Origin of the sequence: Methylobacterium nodulans ORS 2060 (assembly GCF_000022085.1) — a bacterium.
GTDB lineage: Bacteria > Pseudomonadota > Alphaproteobacteria > Rhizobiales > Beijerinckiaceae > Methylobacterium > Methylobacterium nodulans.
The window spans coordinates 5352944-5373761 of sequence record NC_011894.1 but is presented as its reverse complement, the minus strand read 5'-3'; the positions used below and the strand labels follow the sequence as shown (position 1 = coordinate 5373761).

At 71.0% G+C, this 20818-nt stretch carries 19 protein-coding genes; 9 read left to right on the top strand and 10 right to left on the bottom strand.

The window, feature by feature from the left end:
- Window positions 1-37: 37 nt before the first annotated feature.
- Together ribD and MNOD_RS25030 are read left to right on the top strand one after the other, a co-directional pair.
- A complete protein-coding gene (ribD, locus tag MNOD_RS25035) occupies window positions 38-1159 on the top strand; it encodes a bifunctional diaminohydroxyphosphoribosylaminopyrimidine deaminase/5-amino-6-(5-phosphoribosylamino)uracil reductase RibD (protein ID WP_083786691.1) in 1122 nt (373 codons plus the stop codon).
- Window positions 1123-1764: a riboflavin synthase gene (locus tag MNOD_RS25030; protein WP_015931749.1), complete on the top strand. Its 642-nt coding sequence runs from the start codon at window positions 1123-1125 to the stop codon at window positions 1762-1764. Before ribD ends, MNOD_RS25030 begins: the two co-directional genes overlap by 37 nt.
- A 23-nt stretch (window positions 1765-1787) precedes the next feature.
- Here the strand turns inward: MNOD_RS25030 and MNOD_RS25025 are convergent, their stop codons facing one another.
- Complete coding sequence (locus tag MNOD_RS25025) at window positions 1788-3068, bottom strand: c-type cytochrome (protein ID WP_015931748.1); 1281 nt, start codon at window positions 3066-3068, stop codon at window positions 1788-1790.
- A 155-nt stretch (window positions 3069-3223) separates the two neighbouring features.
- Here MNOD_RS25025 and MNOD_RS25020 point away from each other — a divergent pair, with 155 nt between their 5' ends.
- Complete coding sequence (locus MNOD_RS25020; RefSeq protein ID WP_015931747.1) at window positions 3224-4138, top strand: manganese catalase family protein; 915 nt, start codon at window positions 3224-3226, stop codon at window positions 4136-4138.
- Between the two features lie 80 nt (window positions 4139-4218).
- On the opposite strand, the gene MNOD_RS25015 is transcribed toward MNOD_RS25020, so the two are convergent.
- Window positions 4219-4656, bottom strand: coding sequence for a MerR family transcriptional regulator (locus MNOD_RS25015; RefSeq protein WP_015931746.1), 438 nt, complete (start codon window positions 4654-4656; stop codon window positions 4219-4221).
- Window positions 4657-5193: 537 nt separating this feature from the next.
- Here MNOD_RS25015 and MNOD_RS25010 point away from each other — a divergent pair.
- The 3 genes from MNOD_RS25010 (at window position 5194) to MNOD_RS25000 (ending at window position 10860) form a co-directional block, all read left to right on the top strand.
- Window positions 5194-8793: an SEL1-like repeat protein gene (locus MNOD_RS25010; RefSeq protein ID WP_015931744.1), complete on the top strand. Its 3600-nt coding sequence runs from the start codon at window positions 5194-5196 to the stop codon at window positions 8791-8793.
- Between the two features lie 376 nt (window positions 8794-9169).
- Window positions 9170-10093, top strand: coding sequence for a sulfite exporter TauE/SafE family protein (locus tag MNOD_RS25005; protein ID WP_015931743.1), 924 nt, complete (start codon window positions 9170-9172; stop codon window positions 10091-10093).
- On the top strand, window positions 10093-10860 hold the full coding sequence (locus tag MNOD_RS25000) for a TIGR02186 family protein (RefSeq protein ID WP_015931742.1): 768 nt from the start codon (window positions 10093-10095) through the stop codon (window positions 10858-10860). The genes MNOD_RS25005 and MNOD_RS25000 overlap by 1 nt, the downstream gene beginning before the upstream one ends.
- Window positions 10861-10911: 51 nt before the next feature.
- Here MNOD_RS25000 and MNOD_RS24995 read toward each other — a convergent pair whose 3' ends face one another.
- The gene (locus MNOD_RS24995; protein WP_015931741.1) at window positions 10912-11820 is read right to left on the bottom strand and encodes a LysR family transcriptional regulator; all 909 of its coding nucleotides are present in this window, start codon (window positions 11818-11820) and stop codon (window positions 10912-10914) included.
- A gap of 118 nt (window positions 11821-11938) precedes the next feature.
- Here MNOD_RS24995 and MNOD_RS24990 point away from each other — a divergent pair, with 118 nt between their 5' ends.
- The 3 genes from MNOD_RS24990 to MNOD_RS24980 all read left to right on the top strand — a co-directional run bounded on the left by MNOD_RS24990 (window position 11939) and on the right by MNOD_RS24980 (window position 14259).
- A complete protein-coding gene (locus MNOD_RS24990) occupies window positions 11939-12868 on the top strand; it encodes a ring-cleaving dioxygenase (RefSeq protein ID WP_015931740.1) in 930 nt (309 codons plus the stop codon).
- Between the two features lie 95 nt (window positions 12869-12963).
- On the top strand, window positions 12964-13572 hold the full coding sequence (locus MNOD_RS24985; protein ID WP_015931739.1) for an alpha/beta hydrolase: 609 nt from the start codon (window positions 12964-12966) through the stop codon (window positions 13570-13572).
- Window positions 13573-13776: 204 nt separating this feature from the next.
- On the top strand, window positions 13777-14259 hold the full coding sequence (locus MNOD_RS24980) for a pyridoxamine 5'-phosphate oxidase family protein (protein ID WP_280113487.1): 483 nt from the start codon (window positions 13777-13779) through the stop codon (window positions 14257-14259).
- Window positions 14260-14263: 4 nt separating this feature from the next.
- On the opposite strand, the gene MNOD_RS24975 is transcribed toward MNOD_RS24980, so the two are convergent.
- The 7 genes from MNOD_RS24975 to MNOD_RS24945 all read right to left on the bottom strand — a co-directional run bounded on the left by MNOD_RS24975 (window position 14264) and on the right by MNOD_RS24945 (window position 20787).
- Entirely contained in the window at window positions 14264-14827 is a 564-nt protein-coding gene (locus MNOD_RS24975) for a hypothetical protein (protein WP_015931738.1), read from the bottom strand.
- A gap of 23 nt (window positions 14828-14850) precedes the next feature.
- Complete coding sequence (locus MNOD_RS24970) at window positions 14851-15063, bottom strand: hypothetical protein (protein ID WP_015931737.1); 213 nt, start codon at window positions 15061-15063, stop codon at window positions 14851-14853.
- Between the two features lie 49 nt (window positions 15064-15112).
- Window positions 15113-16132 carry a formate dehydrogenase subunit gamma gene (locus MNOD_RS24965; RefSeq protein WP_015931736.1) on the bottom strand — a complete coding sequence of 340 codons (1020 nt, stop codon included), beginning with the start codon at window positions 16130-16132 and terminating at the stop codon, window positions 15113-15115.
- A 165-nt stretch (window positions 16133-16297) separates the two neighbouring features.
- A complete protein-coding gene (gene fdh3B, locus MNOD_RS24960; RefSeq protein WP_015931735.1) occupies window positions 16298-16894 on the bottom strand; it encodes a formate dehydrogenase FDH3 subunit beta in 597 nt (198 codons plus the stop codon).
- Window positions 16895-16912: 18 nt separating this feature from the next.
- Complete coding sequence (locus MNOD_RS24955) at window positions 16913-19852, bottom strand: formate dehydrogenase subunit alpha (protein ID WP_015931734.1); 2940 nt, start codon at window positions 19850-19852, stop codon at window positions 16913-16915.
- A 7-nt stretch (window positions 19853-19859) separates the two neighbouring features.
- Window positions 19860-20078 carry a formate dehydrogenase gene (locus MNOD_RS24950; RefSeq protein ID WP_015931733.1) on the bottom strand — a complete coding sequence of 73 codons (219 nt, stop codon included), beginning with the start codon at window positions 20076-20078 and terminating at the stop codon, window positions 19860-19862.
- A 49-nt stretch (window positions 20079-20127) separates the two neighbouring features.
- A complete protein-coding gene (locus tag MNOD_RS24945; RefSeq protein ID WP_015931732.1) occupies window positions 20128-20787 on the bottom strand; it encodes a TorD/DmsD family molecular chaperone in 660 nt (219 codons plus the stop codon).
- Window positions 20788-20818: the final 31 nt, after the last annotated feature.

Below are 20818 nucleotides of genomic sequence, written 5' to 3'. Positions count from 1 at the left end.
TCCGCCCGACAGGCAATCCGCCCTCGACCGGCGCTACATGCGCCTGGCGCTCGCCCTCGGCCGGCGCCATCTTGGGGAAACTTGGCCGAATCCTTCGGTCGGGGCCGTGCTGGTCGCCGGCCCGCCCGGGGCGGAGCGCATCCTCGCGCAGGGCGTGACGCAGCCCGGCGGGCGCCCGCATGCGGAGCGCATCGCGCTTGCCGCGGCGGGCGAGGCGGCGCGCGGCGCCACGCTCTACGTCACCCTGGAGCCCTGCTCGCATCACGGCCGGACCTCGCCCTGCGCCGACGCCGTGGTGGAGGCCGGAATTGCCCGGGTGGTGAGCGCCATGGCGGATCCCGACCCGCGCGTCGCCGGCCGCGGCCACGGGCGGCTCAGCGCGGCCGGCATCGCCGTCACGGTCGGCACGCTGGGGCAGGAGGCCGCCCGCGACCATCTGGGCCACGTCACGCGGGTGACGGCGGGCAGGCCGGCGATCGACCTCAAGCTCGCCCGCACGCCCGACGGCTTCGCCGCGGGCGGGACCGGGCGGCTCATCATCACCGGCCCGCTCGCCAATGCCCGGATCCACCTGATGCGGGCGCATAGCGACGCCATCATGGTCGGCGTCGAGACGGTGCTGGCGGATGATCCGGAACTCACCGTGCGCCTGCCGGGCCTCGGCGACCGCTCGCCCGTGCGTGTCGTGCTCGACCCCGCCCTGCGCACACCGCCGCAATCCCGGCTGCTGCGCACGAGCGACCGCGTCCCGACCCTGATCCTGTGCGGCCCCGCGGCCCCGCCGGAGGCCGAGCGGGCGATCCGGGCCGCCGGCGCCGATGTGGCCCGGATGCCGGTCGATCCGGACGGGCGGCTCCAGCTGCGGGCGGCTTTGCATGGTCTCGGGGAGCGGGGCTTCACCCGGGTGTTCTGCGAGGGCGGCCCGACGCTCGCCAACGCGCTTGCCCGCCACGGCCTCATCGACACCTGCCTCATCGTCACGGGCGCGCGTCCCCTCGACCGAGCGGGGCTGCCCGCCATTGGTCCCGACCTCGCCGACCTGCTCGCGAGCGGCGCGTTCGGCCTCGCGGAGGAGACGCGCGCCGGCCCCGACCTCTTCACCTCCTATGCGCGGAGTTCGCCATGTTCACCGGCCTCGTCTCCGATGTTGGACGCGTGATCGCCGTCGAGGGCGGCGAGCGCCTAAGACGCATCACCATCGAATCCGCCTATGATCCGGCGACGATCGCGCTCGGCGCCTCGATCGCCTGCTCGGGGCCGTGCCTCACGGCGGTCGAGGTCGTGCCGCACGGGGCGGGCTGCCGCTTCTCGGTCGACGCCGCCGCCGAGACGCTCGCGCGCACCACCGTCGGTCGCTGGGGGCCGGGCACGCGCGTCAATCTCGAGCGCTCCCTGCGCATGGGGGACGAGCTCGGCGGCCATCTCGTCACCGGCCATGTCGACGGGCTCGCCGAGATCGTCGCCCGGGAGGCGGTGACGGGAGACGGGAGCGACGGCTGGGCGCCGAGCGACCGATTCGTCCTGCGGGCGCCCGCGTCTCTGTCGCGCTTCATCGCCGAGAAGGGGTCGGTCAGCCTCGACGGCACTTCGCTCACCGTGAACGGCGTCGAGGGCGACACCTTCACGATCCTGCTCATCCCGCACACGCTCGCGGTGACGACCTGGGGCGAGCGGCGGGTGGGCGATGCGGTCAATCTTGAGGTCGACCTGATCGCACGCTACGCCGCGCGCCTCACCGAGGCGCATGCCGTGCGGCAGGGCTAGAGTCCCTCCGGACGGATGCTCGATCAGCGGGTCGCTCTCTCCAGGAAGCGGACCAGGGCCTCGCGATCGCCCGGGTCCCGGATCGTCTGCTCGGGCATCTTCGTGCCCGGCGTGTAGCGCGAGGGGCCGATCTCGAACAGCTTCGCGATCGTCTCGGCGTTCCACACGATATCGAGGCGCCGCAGCGCCTGCGAGAACGTGTAGCCGGGGGCCGTGGCGATCGGCCGGCCGAACACGCCGTGGAGCGTCGGGCCGGCGCGGTTGCCGCCGTCGGCCGTCAGCGTGTGGCAGGCCGCGCAGGCCCGGAATACCTCCGCCCCCCGCTCGCCCTTGAAGGCCGCAAGGTCGTCGGATGGGCGCGTGAGTGCCAGAGGGCCGATCGGCTCGCCCGTTCGCACGTCCCAGCGGCGCACGAGCCGGTCGCTGCCGCCGGTGAGCAGCTCGCCATCCGAGCGGAAGGCCAGAGACCAGACCGGCAGCCCGGGCCCGACCAGCGTCAGCAGCAACCTGGCCTCCCGCCGGTCGATCACCGCCACTGCGCCCCCCACGGTCGCGGCGGCGACCCTGGCGCCGTCCGGCGACAGGGCGAGGGCGGTGACCGGCGAGGGCGGAATGGCCACGGCGGCCCGCTCACTGCCATCCGCCCTCAGCATGCGGACGCTGCCGTCGGCACAAGCGGTGACGATCTCGCCGTCCTTGGTCGCCGCGACGGCATTGAGCGGGGACGGGAGCGTCACCGACAGGGCCGCTCCGTCCTCGGGCCAGATCCGCAGGGTCGCGTCGTAGCCGGCTGAGACGACGCGTCCGTCGGGCAGGAAGGCGACGCCGTTCACATTGCCCTTGTGCTCCGCCAGGACGCGCGTCGCGCCGCCCGCGAGCGCCCACACCCGCACGGTCCCGTCCCAGGCGGCCGAGGCGAGGCGTGCCCCGTCCGGCGAGACGGCGAGCCCGGCGACCGGCCCGGCATGGTCGGCGAAGACCGCGACGGGCTCCGCCCGGCCGGGCTGCCAGAGCGCCACGCGCCCGTCCTCGCCGCCCGTCGCCATGCGCCCGTCCGGCAGCGCCGCCACGGCGTTGACGGCGCCGTCGTGGAAGCGGAGCACGGCGAGCGCCGTCCCGTCCTCGATCCGCCACAGGATCGCCGATTGATCGAAACTGCCCGAGATGGCCAGCCGGCCGTCCGGCGACACGGCAAGCGCCCGCACCGGTCCGCCATGCCCGCGCATCGGCGCGTCGGCCCGGGCCGGGACAAGGGCGAGGAGCAGCAGGAGCACGGCTCCGGCGACGAGCAGGGAACGGGGCATGGTGCGGGGCAGCCGGCCGGACACTGCCGCATCAGACCGGATGCGTCGGCATGGCGCAACCTCTCGCGGCAAACAAGTTCACGCGCGAGAGGAACCGGGGCCTGGCCCGATCGTATCACCGGGGAAGTCCGACGCGCCTTGGGAGAGAGCCGCTCATGTTCATGCGCATCGACCGTCTGCAGGCCGCCCTGCCGGAGCCGAAGCAACCGGAGCCCAACGCCGCTGCCGCCCTGCAGGAATTGCTCGGCGGCAAGTACGGTGAAATGTCGACGCTCGGAAACTACATGTTTCAGAGCTTCAACTTCCGCAATAAATCCAAGCTGAGGCCCTTCTACAGCCTCGTATCGAGCATCTTTGCGGAAGAGCTCGGGCATGTCGAGCTGGTCTCGACCGGTGTCGCCATGCTGAACAATGGTCCGGGCGACCCGACGCCGGGGGTCGACATCGCGAAGGCGCCGTTCAAGGACATGCAGGATATCCGCCTCGCCGGCAGCTTCTTCAGCAATGGCGGCGGCGCGATGCCGATGAACAGCAACGCGGCATCGTGGAACATGGACATGGTGACCACGACCGGCAACATCATCATCGACCTGCTGCACAATTTCCATCTGGAATGCGGTGCACGGCTGCACAAGCTGCGGGTCTACGAGTCGCTGACGGCGCCGACCGGTCGGGAGGTGTGCGGCTATCTGCTGGTGCGCGGCTCGGTGCATGCGCATGCCTATGCGCTCGCGCTGAAGAAGCTGACCGGCGTCGAGATCGAGAAGATGCTGCCGACGCCGAACATCGACCTCAGCCGCATCCCGGAATGCCAGAAGTATCTGGAAGAGGGCAGCCACCGCCGCCTCTATCGCTTCAGCCCGGACGACTACGCCGAATCCGCCGGCATATGGTCCAACGACGAGGTCGCGCTGCCGGGCGACCCGCCGGGAAATCTCGAAGTAGTCGACGGCCTGCCGGAGGGTGGAAAGATACCGGAGCTCGACGGCAATTATGGCGCCTTCGCGCCGAACTATGCCCCCGAGGAGATCTTCGAGATCGCCAGCAAGCTCTACAAGAAGAGCCGGTAAGTGCAGGCGGTGACAGGGCCGTCGGGCCGGTCCGTCGGCGTGGCCGGGCGGCCGCGCCCACGGTTTCCTGGCCCACCTGGTCAGGCGCTGGCTTTCGGCTTCCCGTAGCTGCGCAGCGCGACCAGGGCGCGCTCGATCTCGGCCTTCTGATTCTCGAGATGCGCGATCTGCTCTTCGACCTGGGCGGGGGTCAGCGTGAGACTTGGCTCGGCTCCCGGCTCGCCCATCTCGTCGCCATCCACCATGGCGGCGATCTCACGAAGCGTGAAGCCGAGTTCCTTGCCGCGCAGAATCGTCGCGAGACGGGTCCGATCCTCCTCGGTGTAGAGACGCGTGGTGCCGCGGCGCTGCGGGTGCAGCAGACCCTTGGCCTCGTAGAAGCGCAACGCCCGAAGGGTCACGCCGAACTCCTCCGCGAGGTCGCCTATCGTCAGCGTCGCCGGGGCCGCATGGCGGCTTGCGGCGCTGCGCCCGGATCGCGCGGAGGGAGTGCTCGTCCGCCCAGAGGCCGTCCTCATCGTCCCCCCCTCTCTTTCATATCCCATCCGAAAACCCCACGGCTCACCCCGCGGCCAAGGCGCTCGATCCGCGGCCCCTCGATCCCGCGTCGCTCGACCACTATGACACGAAGAAGGTCACCTGACCTACCTAAGGGAAAGGTAACGTCAACTTGGGCGTGTGTTACTTACGGTAAAACGGCTGCTGATTCAAGGCTTTGTGGCGAAAAACAGCTTACGGTTTCGTGCGTGCCGACGGTCCGTATGCGCCGTCAGGGATGTTTATGATCGCCGAAATTCGCCTGGTAGTTGTGAATGTAGGATGCCCAGTCCGTGCTGCCGGGCAGGCCCGGCCGCCGGCGTGAGTCGCCGGTCCGAAAGTGTCCCTCCTTCCGCAGCTTAACACCTTGTTTACCCTGCGCAGGAGAAAGTCCGGTCCGGGGCTTCTGGGCCCCGTGCCGTTGACCCCGCATTGATGTTTGCCTCCGCGGTGACGCAGCCCCGCCTCTCTGCACGGCGACAGCCCGGTGCCGATTCTCTTCAGGTCCAGAGCCGCTTATGAGACGGAACGCACCCCCCAGCCTCGACGCCTTCGACCCGGATGTGCGGCAGGCCGCCCGGGAAGCCGCCCGCCGCGCCGGCATGTCCGTCGAGGATTGGCTCGCGGCCACGATCTCGCAGGAATCGGCGCGCATCGGTGTGCGGACTCGCGCGCGGGCGGGTGGCGACGCGAAATCGTCCAATCGGGCCGGCGGTCGCCCGCGCACCGAGGCTTTGCGGGATTCCGGGCCGCGCTTCGCCGAGCCGCCGCGGCTCGCCGAGCCGCCGCACCGGGAGCGCGCGGCGGCTCCCATCCGGCCCGCGCCGCAGGCCGCCGGATCCGACCTCGGCGAGGCCTTCGCGGCAATGACCCGGCGGCTCGACGAGATCGACAGGCGTTTGAACGAGAGCATCGAGACCGCCGATCGGGCAGCGGCGCGCGCCGTCGAGGGAGTGGAGAGCCGGCTCTCCGAGATCTTGCGCGAGCAGGCGGGCTCAGGCGATCCCGCCCGCCTGAACGAGCTTCTTCAGGCCGAGATGGACCGCCGCCTCGCCGAGAGCCGCGAGGTCGTCGACCAGGCGGTGGTGCGGGCGGTCGAGGGAATCGAAGCCCGCCTGCAGGAGCTGCTGCGGACGGGTTCCGGCACCGCCGAGCCCGCTGGCCTCCAGGCGATGCTCCAGGAATTCGAGGCGCGCATCACCGCGCTCGGCGAACGGATCGCGGCCAGCGGCCAGCGGCCGATCGGCCGGCGCGGCCTGCCGGTCCAGGACGAGCTGCGCGCGGCGGTGGCGGAGATCCGCCAGCGCCAGCAGCAGCTCGAGGAGGCGGACGGCGAGGCCGGGGCGCAGGCCGAGGACGTCATCGATGCCATGCGCCGCGACCTCAACCGGGTGGCGGACAGCGCGAAAGCGGCCTCCGAGGCGCTCTCGCCGGCCATTGCCGGGCTGCAGGCGGAGACCATGCGCCTGCGCGATTCGGTCACCGGGCTCGCCACGAGCCGCGACCTCGGCGCCATGGAGCAGGCTTTCCGCACCCTGGCCGACGAGGTGAAGCGGGCGCGCCAGCCCGAAGACCTCGCGGGGATCGCCGGGACGATCGACCTGATGCGCATGCAGGTGAACCGGCTCGCCGACGATGTCGCGGCGAACGTTCACGGCCGCCTCGTCCAGGACGTGGAGAGCCTCTCGCGCAAGGTCGACAGCGCTCTCAACACCTCCGACGCGGGCAGCCTCGCCAACCGGGACGCGATTGCGAACCTTTTTCGCGAGCTCGATGCGATCCGCCGGCAGATCGCCGCGCTGGCAACGCCCGAGCGCATCCAGTCGCTCGCCCACTCGGTGGAGGAGCTGAACGCGCGCATCGCCGATCTCTGCAGCGGGGTGGCCGAGCAGCAGCCGATCGTGGCCGAGATCAAGCCGCTTCTGGAGGAGATCCGCAGCGGTCTGCGGGCTCCGGGCGCCACGGCGCCCGCGATCACCCGGGGGCTCGCCGATCTCGACCGCAAGCTCGACGACCTGCGCGCTCAGGCCGCCGCGAAAGCGGCCCGCGACGTGCCCGATGCGGCGGACGACATCATCGGGCGCATCGATGCGCTCTCGGAGAAGGTGGACAAGGTCGCGACGGGCGGTCCCGTCGGCGCGATGATCGAGCGGCTGGAGCAGATCGGCGATTCGCTCCGCCGCCCCGCCGTTCCGGGCGGCGATCTCGCCTCGATCCACGGCATGCTGCGCGCGCTGGCCGACAAGCTCGACCGTGTCGGCGAGGGCGCCGGCAGCGAAGCGCTCGACGGGCTCGAGAAACAGGTGCTGGCCCTGGCCTCCCGCATCGACACCCGCGGCAGCGACCCGGCCCTGGCCGGCCTGGAGCGCACGATGGGCGATCTGCTCGCGCAGGTCGCGCTCCTGCGCGAGGAGGCGCCGATCCAGGCCGCTGCCGAGCGCGCTGCCCGCCACGCGGTGGCAGACACGATCGGCGCCGGGCTCCCGGCGGGGGCCGGGCCAGCCGCGGGCCAGCTCGGCACGCTTCAGGCGACCCTTGCGGAGCTGCGTGCGCAGCAGGAGGCTTCGGAGCGTCGCATGCAGGCGACCATGGAGGGCGTCCACACGGCCCTCGAACGCCTCGTCGCGCGGCTCTCCCAGATCGAGACCGAGCGCCCGCGCGCCGAGGCGGCGCCCGCAATGCCCCCGCGCCGCCGCCAAGCCCCGACGGTCCGTGAGGCGCTTCCTGAGAGCGTCGCGGCGCCCGCTCGCCCGGGGCGGGGCACTACCGCACCCTCTCCCGCCGCCCATCCGGCCGACGAGATGCTCGAGCCGGGTGCCAGCCGGCCGCGCGCCGGGCGCCCGGCGTCGGAGGCCGGGGAGGCGGCACCCGACATGCCGGCTGCGGACATCAAGGCGAATTTCATCGCCGCGGCGCGCCGCGCCGCGCAGGCCGCCGCGGCGGAGGCCGCCAGCGGCAACGCCGCCAAGGCTGCCCGCGGGAGCGACCGGGGCGACACCGCCGCGGCGCTTCGTCCCGATATCTCCTTCGCGCCCGGTCTCGTCGGACAGCTTCGGGCGACCCTGGACCGGCGGCGCCGGCCGCTGCTCCTCGGCCTTGCCGCCGTGGTCCTGGCCCTGGGCACGCTGCAGGCCCTGAACGGCTATCTGGGCGGGCCCGCGAGCCCCCCGGCCCCGCTCGCGGCGCGCTCCGCCGCCGAGACCGCGGCTCCGGCCGATCCGGCGACCACCCAGGCGCTCGGCGAGGTTCCAGAATCCGAATTGGCCAAGCCCGCCGCCCGCATTCCGGATGCGGCGCCGGTCGCGGCCGAGAAGCCGCTGCTCGTGCCGCGCGTGGCGGCGGCCGCCTCCCTCGGGCCCGATCTCGCCGGACTGCCGGCCTCATTCGCGAGCCTGCGGCAGGCCGCCCTCGACGGCGACGGCGCCGCCCTCTACGAGCTGGCGAGCCGCGAGGCGGATGGCCGCGGCACCGTGCGCGATCTCGCGCTCGCCGCCAAGCTGTTCGAGCGCCTCGCGAGCCTGGGCTATGCCCCGGCGCAGTACCGTCTCGGCAGCCAGTACGAGAAGGGCATGGGCGTGACCCGCGACGTCTCCCAGGCGAGGCTCTGGTACGGCAAGGCCGCCGAACAGGGGCATGTCCGGGCGATGCACAATCTCGCGGTGCTGATGGCGGAATCCGGCGGTGCCGGCGGCAAGCCCGATTACGCGGCCGCCGCCGCGTGGTTCCGCCGGGCCTCCGAGTTCGGCGTGCGCGACAGCCAGTACAATCTCGCGGTCCTGCTCGCCCGCGGCCTCGGCGTCCCGCAGGATCTCGGCCAGTCCTACGGCTGGTTCGCCGCCGCGGCCGCGCAGGGCGACGACGATGCCGGGCGCAAGCGCGACGAGGTCGCGGCCAAGCTCGGGGCGAAGGAGCTCGCCGCCGCCAAGGCCGCCGCCGAGGCCTGGAATGCCCGGCTTCCCGACCCGGCGGTGAACGAGCCCCCGCCGCCGCGGCCGGAGCCGGCTTCCGCCCAGTCCGCCGCGCCGATGTCGCTGATCGGCGCCCCGCCGCCGGTCGCCGCCGCACGCCCCGCCGAGGCGAAGCCGAGGGCGGGCAAGGCCGGCGGGCCGGGGGTTTGATCCGGTTTCCGGTTGATCTGTTGCGAGACGAGTCAGCGCGGGGAACCCCTCTCCCGTGCGGGAGAGGGGCAGGGGTGAGGGTCTTGGTGGTTCAGCAAGAAGACTGAACCGGGCCGCTGCCAGCACTGCCGTCAGAGTTTTATTCTGAAGGGTCCGGGACCCTCACCCCTACCCCTCTCCCGCACGGGAGAGGGGATCCCGCGCTGCCCGCGCCCTCTTGTCTTCGGACGGATCAATCGGAGACCGTATGACCCCGGGCGGCCTGCGCGATCCCGCAGGTCGCCCCGGTGGCGATCCGACGCCTACTTCGACGGTCAGTCACCGTTCATCGGCGCCGGTCTAACGTCGGCGCGTTTCCGTCCGGATCGCCCCGCCCTTGCAGATCTATCTTCCGATCGCCGAGATGCCGGTGAGCGTGCTCCTGCTGCTCGGGCTCGGAGCGGCGGTCGGCTTCATCTCGGGCGTGTTCGGGATCGGCGGCGGCTTCCTGATGACGCCCGTGCTGATCGTGCTCGGCATCCCGCCGGCCATCGCGGTGGCGACACAGACGGCGCCGATCGTCGCCTCCTCCACCACCAGCGTGCTCGCGGCCCTGCGCCGGCGCGGCGTCGATCTGCGCCTCGGCCTCGTCCTCGTCGGGGGAGGTCTCCTCGGCACGGCGCTCGGCGTCTGGTTCTTCGCGGCGATGCGCCGGGCCGGGCAGCTCGATCTCGTCATCACGCTCGCCTACGTGACGCTCTTCTCCGTGGTCGGCGGGCTGATGCTGCTCGAATCGCTGCGCGACCTGTGGGCGCGGCGGGGCGGGCGGCCCGCAGCCTTGCGCCTCGGGCGCGAGCATCCGGCCTACATGGCCTGGCCCCTGCGGATGCGCTTCCCGCGCTCGCGGCTCTATGCCAGCGTGCTGCCGATCCTCGGCCTCGCCCTCTTCGTCGGCTTTGCCGGGGCGGTGCTCGGCATCGGCGGCGGCTTCATCCTGGTGCCGGCGCTCCTCTATCTCCTTCGGGTGCCGACCGGGGTGGTGGTCGGCACCTCGCAGTTCCAGATCCTGTGGACCGGCCTCGTCGGTCTGATCCTGCACGCGGTGCAGAACCAGGCCGTCGACATCGTACTCGCGGTGATCCTGATCGCCGGGAGCGTGTTCGGGGCGCAGTTCGGGGCGCGGCTCGGCCGGAACCTGCGGGCCGATACCTTCCGGCTGCTGCTCGCCGTCCTCGTCCTCGCGGTCGACCTGCGCTTCGTGCTGGAACTGGCCCTGCGCCCGGCCGAGCCCTTCTCGATCGCGGCCGTCGAGGGGCGCTGATGCGCGCCCGGTCGCTGCTCCTCGGCTGTCTCACCTGCGGCCTGACGACGGGGCCGGCCGCCGCCGAGGCGCTGGTGGTGAGCCTCTCCTTCACGCGTCTCGCCATCACGTCGACCTATGCGGGCTCTTCCGTGGCGATCTTTGGCGCCATTGAGCGCAACGATCAGGTCGCCGCCCGCCGGGGCGCCTACGACGTGGTGGTGACGATCCGCGGTCCGCGCCAGTCGCTCACCGTGCGCGAGAAACAGGCGCTCGGCCCCCTCTGGGTCAATCGCGCCCAACGGAAATTCGCCACGGTGCCGGCTTTCCTGGTCGTGCTCTCGTCGCGACCGCTGGCCGAGGTGGCGGACGAGGCGACGCGGCGACGCCTGCGCCTGGGGCTGCGCGCCATCGTGGAATCGCCCGACCTGACCAGCGCGCCGCCGCAGGACGATCCGTTCCGCGACGCGCTCCTGCGCCTGCGGCGGAGCGAGCGGCTCTTCGTCGAGAACGAGGCGGGGGTGCGATTCCTGACGCCTTCCGTCTTCCGCGCGACGGTGCCGCTGCCGGCGAGCGCACCCGTAGGCGGCTACGACGTCGAGGTGACGCTTCTCGCCGGCACCGTGCCCCTCGCCCGCGAGATCGCCCGCTTCGACCTCGTCAAGACCGGCGTCGAGCAGGGCCTCGCCAGCGTCGCCCGCGACTGGTCGCTGCTCTATGGCGTCGGAACCGGCGTGCTGGCGCTGCTCTCGGGCTGGCTTGCCAGCGTGATCTTCCGGAGGGATTGACCGGGGCGCGATGCACCTGCTCCGGGCGCGGGCTCGTCGCACCCTCATCGGTCAGCTCGCCCAGGGCGCCGCCGCGAAGTGCCGCTCGATGAAGGCGATCAGCGCGGCGACCCGGGCCGGCCGCAGGGAGCCTGGCGGCATGACGAGGTTGAGGGCGATCGGCGGGGGCGCCCAGCCGGGCATCACCCGCTCCAGGCGGCCGGAGGCGAGTTCTTCCCAGATCAGGAAGTCCGGCTGCACCGCAAGGCCGAGCCCGGCGAGGAGGGCGGGGGTGAGCGCGTCGGCGTTGTTCGCCCGCAGGCGTCCGGACGGCGTCACCGAGACCTCGCCGCCGGGACCCGCGAAGTGCCAGCGGTCGGGATTCGGCAGATAGGCGTAGCCGAGGCAGGCATGGCGGGCGAGATCCTGCGGGTGCGCGGGCCGGCCGGCCCGCGCCAGATAGGCCGGCGCCGCGACGAGCGAGCGGCGCACGCCGCAGAGGCGCCGCACCCGCAAGGAGGAATCGGCGAGCGCCGCGATGCGCAGGCCGAGATCGAAGCCCCCACCGACGAGGTCGACCAGGGCGTCGCTGAGATGCAGGTCGACGGCGACCTCCGGGAAGGCGGCGAGGAAGTCCGGCAGCAGCGGCGCGAGGTGCTTCAGTCCGAAGGACATCGGGGCGGCGACGCGCACGAGGCCGCGCGGCTCGCGCGCGCCGGCCTCGGCGTCCGCCTCCGCCGCCTCGCCGGCCGCGACGATGCGGGCGGCACCCTCGAGGGCCGCGCGGCCCGCCTCCGTGAGGGCGAGCCGCCGCGAGGTGCGGTGGAACAGGCCGGTGCCGAGCCGGGCCTCCAGGCGGCTCACCGCCTTCGACACGGTGGCGGTGGAGAGGCCGAGCTCGGCGGCCGCCCGCGAGAAGGAGCCGGCCTGCGCCACGCGGGCAAAGACCGCCCAGGCCTCGAAATCGGGAAGCGCGCTCATCCGTCAGTTTCCGAAACGATGCCTTTCCATCGTTTCCGTTTCGGGGCAAAACGGCAAATCCTAAATTCTGCCTCGACCCGATCGGGACCGCGGAGCCGGTCCCCTCAAGGAGGCAGAGATGACCGCCACCGGCCTGCACCACGTCACCGCGATTTCCGGGCCCGCCCGCCGCAACCTCGACTTCTACACCCGGGTTCTCGGCCTGCGCCTCGTCAAGAAGACGGTGAATTTCGACGATCCGGGCACCTATCACCTCTATTACGGCGATGAGACCGGCCAGCCCGGCACGATTCTGACCTTCTTTCCCTGGGAGCAGGTGGCGCCCGGCCGGATCGGCGTCGGCGAGACGCAGGAGACCGCCTTTCGCGTGCCGCAAGGGTCGATCGGCTACTGGACACACCGCTTCATCGCGGCGGGCGTGGCTCACGAGGCGCCCGCCAAGGTGTTCGGTGAGACCGTGCTGCCCTTCCGCGATCCCGACGGCATGGTGCTCGCCCTGGTGGGCATCGCCGGAGCGGAGGCGGAGCCGGCCTGGAGCGGCAGCGAAATCCCGGCTGAGCACGCGATCCGCGGCTTCCACGGCGTCACCCTGCTCCTGCGCGAGGAGGGGCCCTCGGCGGCGATCCTCACCGACGTGTTCGGCTTGGCAGAGACCGGGCGCGAGGGCGCGCTTACCCGCTTCAGCGGCAGCGCGGATCGCGGCGGCCACGTCACGATTCGGGCCGTGGGCGACTTCCTGCGCGGCCGGCCAGGTGGCGGATCGGTCCACCACATCGCCTTCCGGGCGGCGGACGACGCTGCGCAGACCGCGATGGTGCGCCGCCTGACCGGGACCCACGGCCTCGCCGTGACCGAGCAGCGCGACCGCAACTATTTCCGCTCGGTCTATTTCCGGGAGCCGGGCGGCGTCCTGTTCGAGATCGCGACGGACATCCCCGGCTTCGCCGCCGACGAGCCCGTCGAGAGCCTGGGACAGGCGCTCAAGCTCCCACGCTTCCTGGAGCCGCATCGCAGCGAGATCGAGCGCGTCCTGCCCGCAATGGCGTGACCCCGCCGGGCGGTGTGCGGGCCCCATTCTCCAACCGGGAGAGGGGCCTAGCGCGCCGTCCCGCGCGACCCGCTGACCCTCATGGAGGTTCCCTCATGTCCCCCGCCAGCTTCATCCACCGCTACGAACCTGCGGCCGCTCCGGACCGGGCGCCGCTCCTCCTCCTCCACGGAACCGGTGGCGACGAGACCGACCTGATCCCGCTCGGCCGCGCGCTGTCGCCCGGCGCGGCGCTGCTGTCGCCGCGCGGGCCGGTGCTGGAGAACGGTATGCCGCGCTTCTTCCGCCGGCTCGCCGAGGGCGTGTTCGACGAGGCGGACCTGCGCCGCCGGGCGGCCGATCTCGCCGGTTTCGTCCGGGAGGCCCGCGCTTCCTACGGCCTCGCCGCACCCGTCGCCGTCGGCTTCTCGAACGGTGCCAATATCGCGGCGGCCGTCCTGCTGCTGCATCCCGAGGTGCTGGCGGGCGCCGTCCTGCTGCGCGCCATGGTGCCGCTCGCCGAGCCGCCCGCCGCCGACCTCGGCGGCAAGCCGGTGCTGATCCTGTCCGGGCGCAGCGATCCGATCGTGCCCGCGGCCAATGCCGCGCGGCTCGCCGGAATGCTGGCAGAAGCGGGGTCAAGCGTCACCCACGAGGTGCTGCCGGGCGGCCATGGGCTGATGCAGGCGGATCTTGTGCGGGCGCAGGCCTGGCTCGCCCGCTGACGGGTGATCGTTGCGCCAGCCGAGAGAGTGTCGTTCCGAACGTGGGCTTTCTGCGCCGGCGGGTCCGCGCCTAGTCTTGAGGCCATCCCCACCGGGAGCCCGGTTATGCGACGCTTCCTCAAGACCCTGTTCACGCCGGCCGTTCGCGCGTAGCAGGAGCGGCTCGGCTCGCCCTTCGCCACGGAGCGGCATCGGCCGGACACCATTCCGGCCGATGCCCGCCTCACGCAGGCCGAGGCGGCCTTCATCGCCACGCGGGACAGCCTCTATCCTGCCAGCGTCTCCGAGGATGGCTGGCCGTACATCCAGCATCGCGGCGGACCGCCCGGATTCGTGCGGGTGCTCGACCCGGATACCCTCGCCTGGGCGGAATTCGCGGGCAACCGGCAATACATCTCGCTCGACAACGTCACGGCCGACGATCGGGTTGCCCTGTTCTTCATGGATTATCCGGCGCGGCGGCGCCTGAAGCTTCTCGGCCATCTGGCGATCCGGGATGTCGCGGAGCGGCCGGATCTCGCCGAGGCGGTGGCGCTCGGCCCCTATCGGGCGCGGATCGAGCGCGTGGCGGAGCTGATTGTGGCCGGTTTCGACTGGAACTGCTCGCAGCACATCACGCTGCGCTTCACCGCCGCCGAGATCGAGGCGGCGATGGAGCGCCGGCGCCGCGAGACTGCGCTGGGCTGAGGCGCTACGGCGTGCCCGAGAAGAATTTCGGATCGAGGGCCGCGAGCGCGAGCAGGGGGGCCGGCATCACCACGCCGGCCCGGCGCATCTGCTGGGCGGCGGCGCGGCAGGCATGGACGTCCTTGGCGGCAATGGCCGCGTCCGCCTGCTCGATCATGGCAGGAGTCGGCTTGCCCTGAGGGGGCGCGGCCTGCGCGTTACTGGGCGCGGCGGCGTTCTGCGTCTGACCCTGCGGGCCGGCCGCGCCGGGCCCGTTATGCGCCACCGGTCCGCTCAAGCCCGATTTCTGCTGAGTCTCGCCCGCCGCGTTGGAGGGGAGGGCGGGCTGGCCGCCCTGCGGCGGCGCCTGCACGGCGGCATTGGACTGCTGCGCTGGAGCCGGGGCCGGGGCCGGGGCCGGGGCCGGCGCGGGCGGCTGGGCCGGGGCCGGCGGATGCACGAAGGCGGCCAGTTCCTGGCAGAGATCGTTCGGGGCCCGCCCGGCCCCGGGATCGCTCTGCTGCGCGAGGGCCGTCGCCGGCAGCAGAAGGGCGGCCGCAATCCAGGCCGCGCATGCGGGATGCGCCATCGTGATCCTCCCGTCCCGTCGCCTCACGAGCCCGCCGCCTCGGTCTTGAGGCCTGCTGCCGGCTCCGTCACGTTGCCGGTCCAGTGCGGCCCGACGAGGTTGGTGCCGGGGTTCGACACCCGGGCCCCCGAGGTCGCGAAGGCCTCGTAGGCGTATTTCTGGTTCGAGGTCAGCACGAAGGCCGCCCCGGCCGCGAGCGCAACGGCCATGATCACGGCCACCGCGAAGGCTTTCATCGCACCCGTCTCCTGCTGATCGGTGTCGCACCCATGATTCCGCCGGGACTCATTCCGCCGGGACCTGACCGCGGGCGAGCTGCGGCCCGCTCGCAGTCTTTGCCAATTGCTCCTTGACCCAGAGATCGTGATGGACCTTGGCCCAGGCGATGTCGACCTCCCCGCTGCCCATCGCGTCGTAGGCGCCCTCCATGCCGAGCGTGCCGATGTAGATGTGCGCCAGGATCCCGGCGATGAACACGACGCCGATCAGCGAGTGCACCACCTGGGTGATCTGCATGCCGTTGATGTCGGTGGCCGCGAAGGGGAACAGCATCATCAGGCCGGTGGCGCCCATGGCGAAGCCGAAGCCGATCACCATCCAGAACACCAGCTTCTGGCCAGCGTTGAAGCGCCCTGCGCTCGGATGGGCGTCGCCGAGGAAGCCGCCGCCCTGCTTGAGCCACGCGATGTCGATGCGGTTGGGGATGTTGTCGCGCAGCCAGACCACGAGCATGAACAGGACGCCGAGCATGAAGGGCCATGCCAGGAAGACGTGCGCGTATTTCGCCCATTGCGAGAGCGCCGCGAAGGCATCCGGACCGATCAGCGGCATCAGGAGGCGCTTGCCGAAGATGTAGTTCAGCCCCGAGAGCGCGAGCAGGATGAAGCAGGTCGCCGTCATCCAGTGCGTGAAGCGCTCGAAGCTGTTGAAGCGCAGCAGCTTGCGCCCCGATTCCTCGCTGTGCTCGAGGCGGATGCGCCCGCGCGTGAAGTAGAACAGCCCGAGCGCCGCGACCATGCCGAGAATGGCGATGCCGCCGATCCAGGGCATCCAGGATTCGTGGAACATGCGCCACTCCCGGCCCTGCGGCTGGATCAGGTTCGCCGCCTTGGCGTCGGGAATGGTGATGCGCCCGCCGATCTTCGGCGCCTGCTTGAACAGCAGGTCCTCGTTCACCGAGGAGGCGGTGGGGTTCGGGGTGCCGTCCGGCGCGTTCACCGCGCGGGACGGGCCGCACAGGCCGACCACCGCCCAGAGCAGGGCGGCCACTGCCAGGATCCCGAATTGCGTGAGCCCTCGCCGCATGGCGCGTTCCTCTCGTTCTTCCATCATCCCAACGGCCCGGGCTGCTGACGCAGCGGGTGCCGACGCAGCGGGCCGTTGACCTGTCTCGAATCTTCGACAGCGAACCCGAGGTTCGGCGAAGACCCGAGACTAGGACCGGCGGTCATTTTCATGTGACCGCCGGTCTCAGATCGCGACGGTCTCGCGGTAGGCCGTCTTCCAGCCCCAGGCGCCCGAGCCGTAGCCCCGCTTGATCACCCGCTCCTTGTAGATCTGGGCGATCATCTCGCCGTCGCCGGCGAGCAGGGCCTTGGTCGAGCACATCTCGGCGCAGAGCGGCAGCTTGCCCTCGGCCAAGCGGTTCGAGCCGTACTTCTCGTACTCGATGGTCGAGAGGTCCGGCTCCGGGCCGCCCGAGCAATAGGTGCACTTGTCCATCTTGCCGCGCGAGCCGAAGTTCCCGACGCGCGGATATTGCGGCGCGCCGAACGGGCAGGCGTAGAAGCAGTAGCCGCAGCCGATGCAGAGGTCCTTGGAGTGCAGCACCACGGCGTCCGCCGTGGTGTAGAAGCAGTTGACCGGGCAGACGGCCGCGCAGGGCGCGTCCGTGCAGTGCATGCAGGCCATCGACACCGAGCGCTCGCCCGGCTTGCCGTCGTTGAGCGTGATCACCCGGCGCCGGTTGATGCCCCAGGGCACCTCGTGCTCGTTCTTGCAGGCGGTCACGCAGGCGTTGCACTCGATGCAGCGGTCGGCGTCGCAGAGGAACTTCATTCGAGCCATGGCGGTGGCCTTCAATCCTTATGCGGCCTGGATCTGGCAGAGGGTGGCCTTGGGCTCCTGCATCCCCGTCACCGGATCGAAGCCGTAGGTCGTGATCGTGTTGACGCTCTCGCCCAGGACCACCGGGTCGGTGCCCTTGGGGTAGTAGCCCCGCATGTCCTTGCCCTGGTACCAGCCCGAGAAGTGGAACGGCATCCAGGCCACGCCCTTGGCGACGCGGTCCGTGACGAGGGCCTTCACCTTGGTCTTGGCGCCGTTCTCCGCCCCGTAGACCCAGACGAACTGGCCGTCCTTGATGCCGCGCTCGGCCGCATCCTTGGTGTTTATCTCCACGAACATGTCCTGCTGGAGCTCGGCGAGCCAGGGATTGGAGCGCGTCTCCTCGCCGCCGCCCTCGTATTCCACGAGACGACCGGACGACAGGATGATCGGGAAGTCCTTGGCGACGTTCCGCTCGACCGCGGCCTTCTGCACCGAGAAGCCGAGATTCGGCATGCGGAACTGCCGCTCGTCGGGGCGCGTCGGGTACTTGGCCACCAGGTCGGGCCGGGGCGAGTAGACCGGCTCCCGGTGCACCGGCACCGGGTCGGGCAGGTTCCAGGCATTGGCCCGCGCCTTGCCATTGCCGAACGGGCTCACGCCGTGGTCGAGGCAGACCCGCTGGATGCCGCCCGACAGGTCGGTCGCCCAGCTCACCGCGTCGACTTTGTTGCCGCCGATCTTCGTGATGACGGCGAGCTCCTCAGGGCTAAGGTCCTTGTCCCAGCCGAGCTTCTTGAACACCCCCATGGTGAATTCGGGATAGCCGTCCGTGAGTTCGGAGCCGAGCGAGTAGGAATCCTCGGCAAGCAGCGTCTGGCCGTTGCGCTCGGTGCCGAACCGGGCCCGGAAGGTGCCGCCGCCATCCTTCACGTGGAGTTCCGTGCTGTAGAGGATGTGCGTGCCGGGATGCCGGATCTCCGGCTTGCCCCAGCAGGGCCAGGGCAGGCCGTAATAATCGCCGCCCACCTCCGGGTCGTCCTTGGGCGCGCGCAGCGTCACGAGGTCGAACTTGTGCTGGTTGCGCATATGCGCCTTCAGGCGCTCCGGGCTCTGGCCGCAATAGCCGGTCGACCAGCCGCCGCGGTTGATCTCCCGCAGGAGGTCCTCCGCCTCCGGCACGCCGTTCTCGACCTTGATGTTCTTGAACATCCGGTCGGCGAAACCGAGCTTGGTGGCGAGCCGGTAGAGCACCTCGTAGTCGTTCTTGGACTCGAAGGCGGGCTTCACGATCTGCTCGCCCCATTGCAGCGAGCGGTTCGAGGCCGTGCGCGACCCGTCCATCTCCAGCGAGGTGCAGATCGGCAGGAGGTAGGTGTTGTCCTTGCGCGCATCCATCGCCGCGAAGGTGGTGGGGTGCGGGTCGCCGACCACCAGGAGGTCGAGGGCGCTCATGCCACTCACCGCCTCGGGCATGCGCGTGACGGTGTTGCCGCCATGGCCGAACACCATCATGGCCTTGATCGGCGAGCGCTGGTCGATCTGCTCGGCCGGCAACTTCACGGCATCGAACCAACGCGTGGAGGTGATGCCGGGCGCCTCCATGTTCTCCTTAGCCGAGCGCGCCTTGCGGCCGGCCATGGCCGGCACCTCGTCGAAGCGCGATTGCAGCCACTCGTACTCGACGTCCCAGACCCGGGCCCAGTGCCGCCAGCCGCCCTCGACCAGCCCGTAATAGAGGGGCAGGGTCGTCACATCGAGGCCGAGATCGGTGGCGCCCTGCACGTTGGTGTGGCCGCGGAAGATGTTGGCGCCCGTGCCCGACTTGCCGACATTGCCGGTGGCGAGGCACAGGATGCAGAAGGCCCGCACATTGGCGGTGCCGACCGTGTGCTGGGTCGCGCCCATGCACCAGATGAGCGTCGCCGGCTTCTCCTTGGCGAAGAGTTCGGCGACGCGCCGCAGCTGCTCGCCCGGCACGCCCGAGACGCGCTCGACCTCGTCGGGCGTCCACTTGGCGACCTCCTTGCGGACGTCCTCCATGGCGTAGACGCGGTTCTTGATGAACTCCTTGTCTTCCCAGCCATTCTCGAAGATGTGCCAGAGCATGCCCCAGATCACCGGGATGTCGGTGCCCGAGCGCAGGCGCACATATTCGGTGGCATGCGCGGCCGTGCGGGTGAAGCGCGGGTCGATGACGATCAGGTTCGCGCGGTTGATCTCCTTGCCGGAGAGCACGTGCTGCATCGAGATCGGATGCGCCTCGGCCGGATTGCCGCCCATGATGATCATGGTCTTGGCGTTGCGGATATCGTTGTAGGAATTGGTCTGTGCGCCGTAGCCCCAGGTGTTGGCGACGCCCGCCACCGTGGTGGAGTGGCAGATGCGGGCCTGGTGATCGACGTTGTTGGTGCCCCAGAAGGCTGCGAACTTGCGCAGCAGATAGGCCGCCTCGTTGGTGTACTTGGCCGAGCCGAGCCAGTAGACCGAGTCCGCGCCGGATTTCTCGCGGATGGCCTGGAGCTTGTCGCCGATCTCGTCGATGGCCTGCTCCCAGGAGATCCGCTGCCACTCGCCGTTCACGAGCTTCATCGGGTATTTCAGCCGCCGCTCGCTGTGCACGAGCTCGCGGATCGAGGCGCCCTTAGCGCAGTGGGTGCCGCGGTTGATCGGGCTCGCCCAGGAGGGCTCCTGGCCGACCCAGACGCCGTTCACCACCTCGGCCGTGACCGTGCAGCCGACCGAGCAATGCGTGCAGACGTTCTTGCGGATGGTCACCTCGGGGCCGCTCACGGCGGAGCCGGCTGCCTTGGCCGGGCGCACGGCGCCGAGCTGAAGGGAGCCTGCGGCGGCGAGGCCCCCCGCCAGGAGGCCGGATTGTCGCAGGAAGCTGCGCCGGTCGAGGGACTGGGGCAGCCCTCCTGTCACCGAAGGATGCGTCGTGCGGCCCGCAACGCCGCTCTTGCGCTTGGTCAGCATCGGGCCCTCACTTCTTCAGCGTCTCGTAGCCGTTGGTGCGGTAGAAGGCCTTCACGTGGTCGGTCTCGCGGTAGCGCCCGCGGGTCTCCTCCGAACCGGGATCGTAGGCCTTCGCGTCGGTGGCGGAGAGCGGCGAGACCAGGGCCGCCGCGGCGACGGCCGTGCCGCCGCCGAGCGCGCGAAAGAATTGCCGGCGTCCGACCTGGTCCTTCCTGTCCTGCTGCATCACTGGCTCCTCGAATGGAGACTTGGCCGTGGAGACTTGGCCGCGGGCCTTACGCATCCATGGCGAAGGCGGCGGTCTCGATCTCGATGAATGTCCGTCCGAGCGTGCCGACCGCCCGGTAGAAGGGCGTGGCCGCCGAGGCTTCGATGTCCTCGAACAGGCGCCGCGCCCAGGGTTTCAGGTGACGGTCGAAGAAGTGGCGCCCGCCCTCCGCGTCCGCTCCGAAGCGCCGCTCCGCCAGCCCCGCCATCACATCAAGAAGAATCGCGATGTGGTCCTCGGGTTCGCTGACCGCGGGGTCGCACTCGATGCCGAGCAGCGCCAGATCCTCGCGCACCCGGGCGAGGGGCCGCTCGTTCAGGAAGCCGGTGACGTAGTAGGAGGCGTAGGGAAGGATCTTGCCGCGTCCGACGCCGATGAAGAGGTCGAAATAGTCGCGGTCGAGATCGTGGAGGCCGCGATCCGAGGCGGCATGGGTGAGCGCCGCATCGGCGAGCGCCGCATGGGCCTTTCCGAGCGGGCTGTCGTTGCCACGCAAGCCATGCAGCGCCTCGATGAGGTCCGCGCCGGGTGGCCGTCCGAGCGTCGCTGCGAGAAGGTCGTACTGGCGGGCGCGCAGCACGTCGATCTCATCGATCGGGGTTTCGTCAGCCACCAACGCATCCACACCAAGGGCTCGGTTCACATCCGTGCGCCCGACCCCTCGCATCTCCACCCTCGCTCCGCGGTCGATCCGCCGC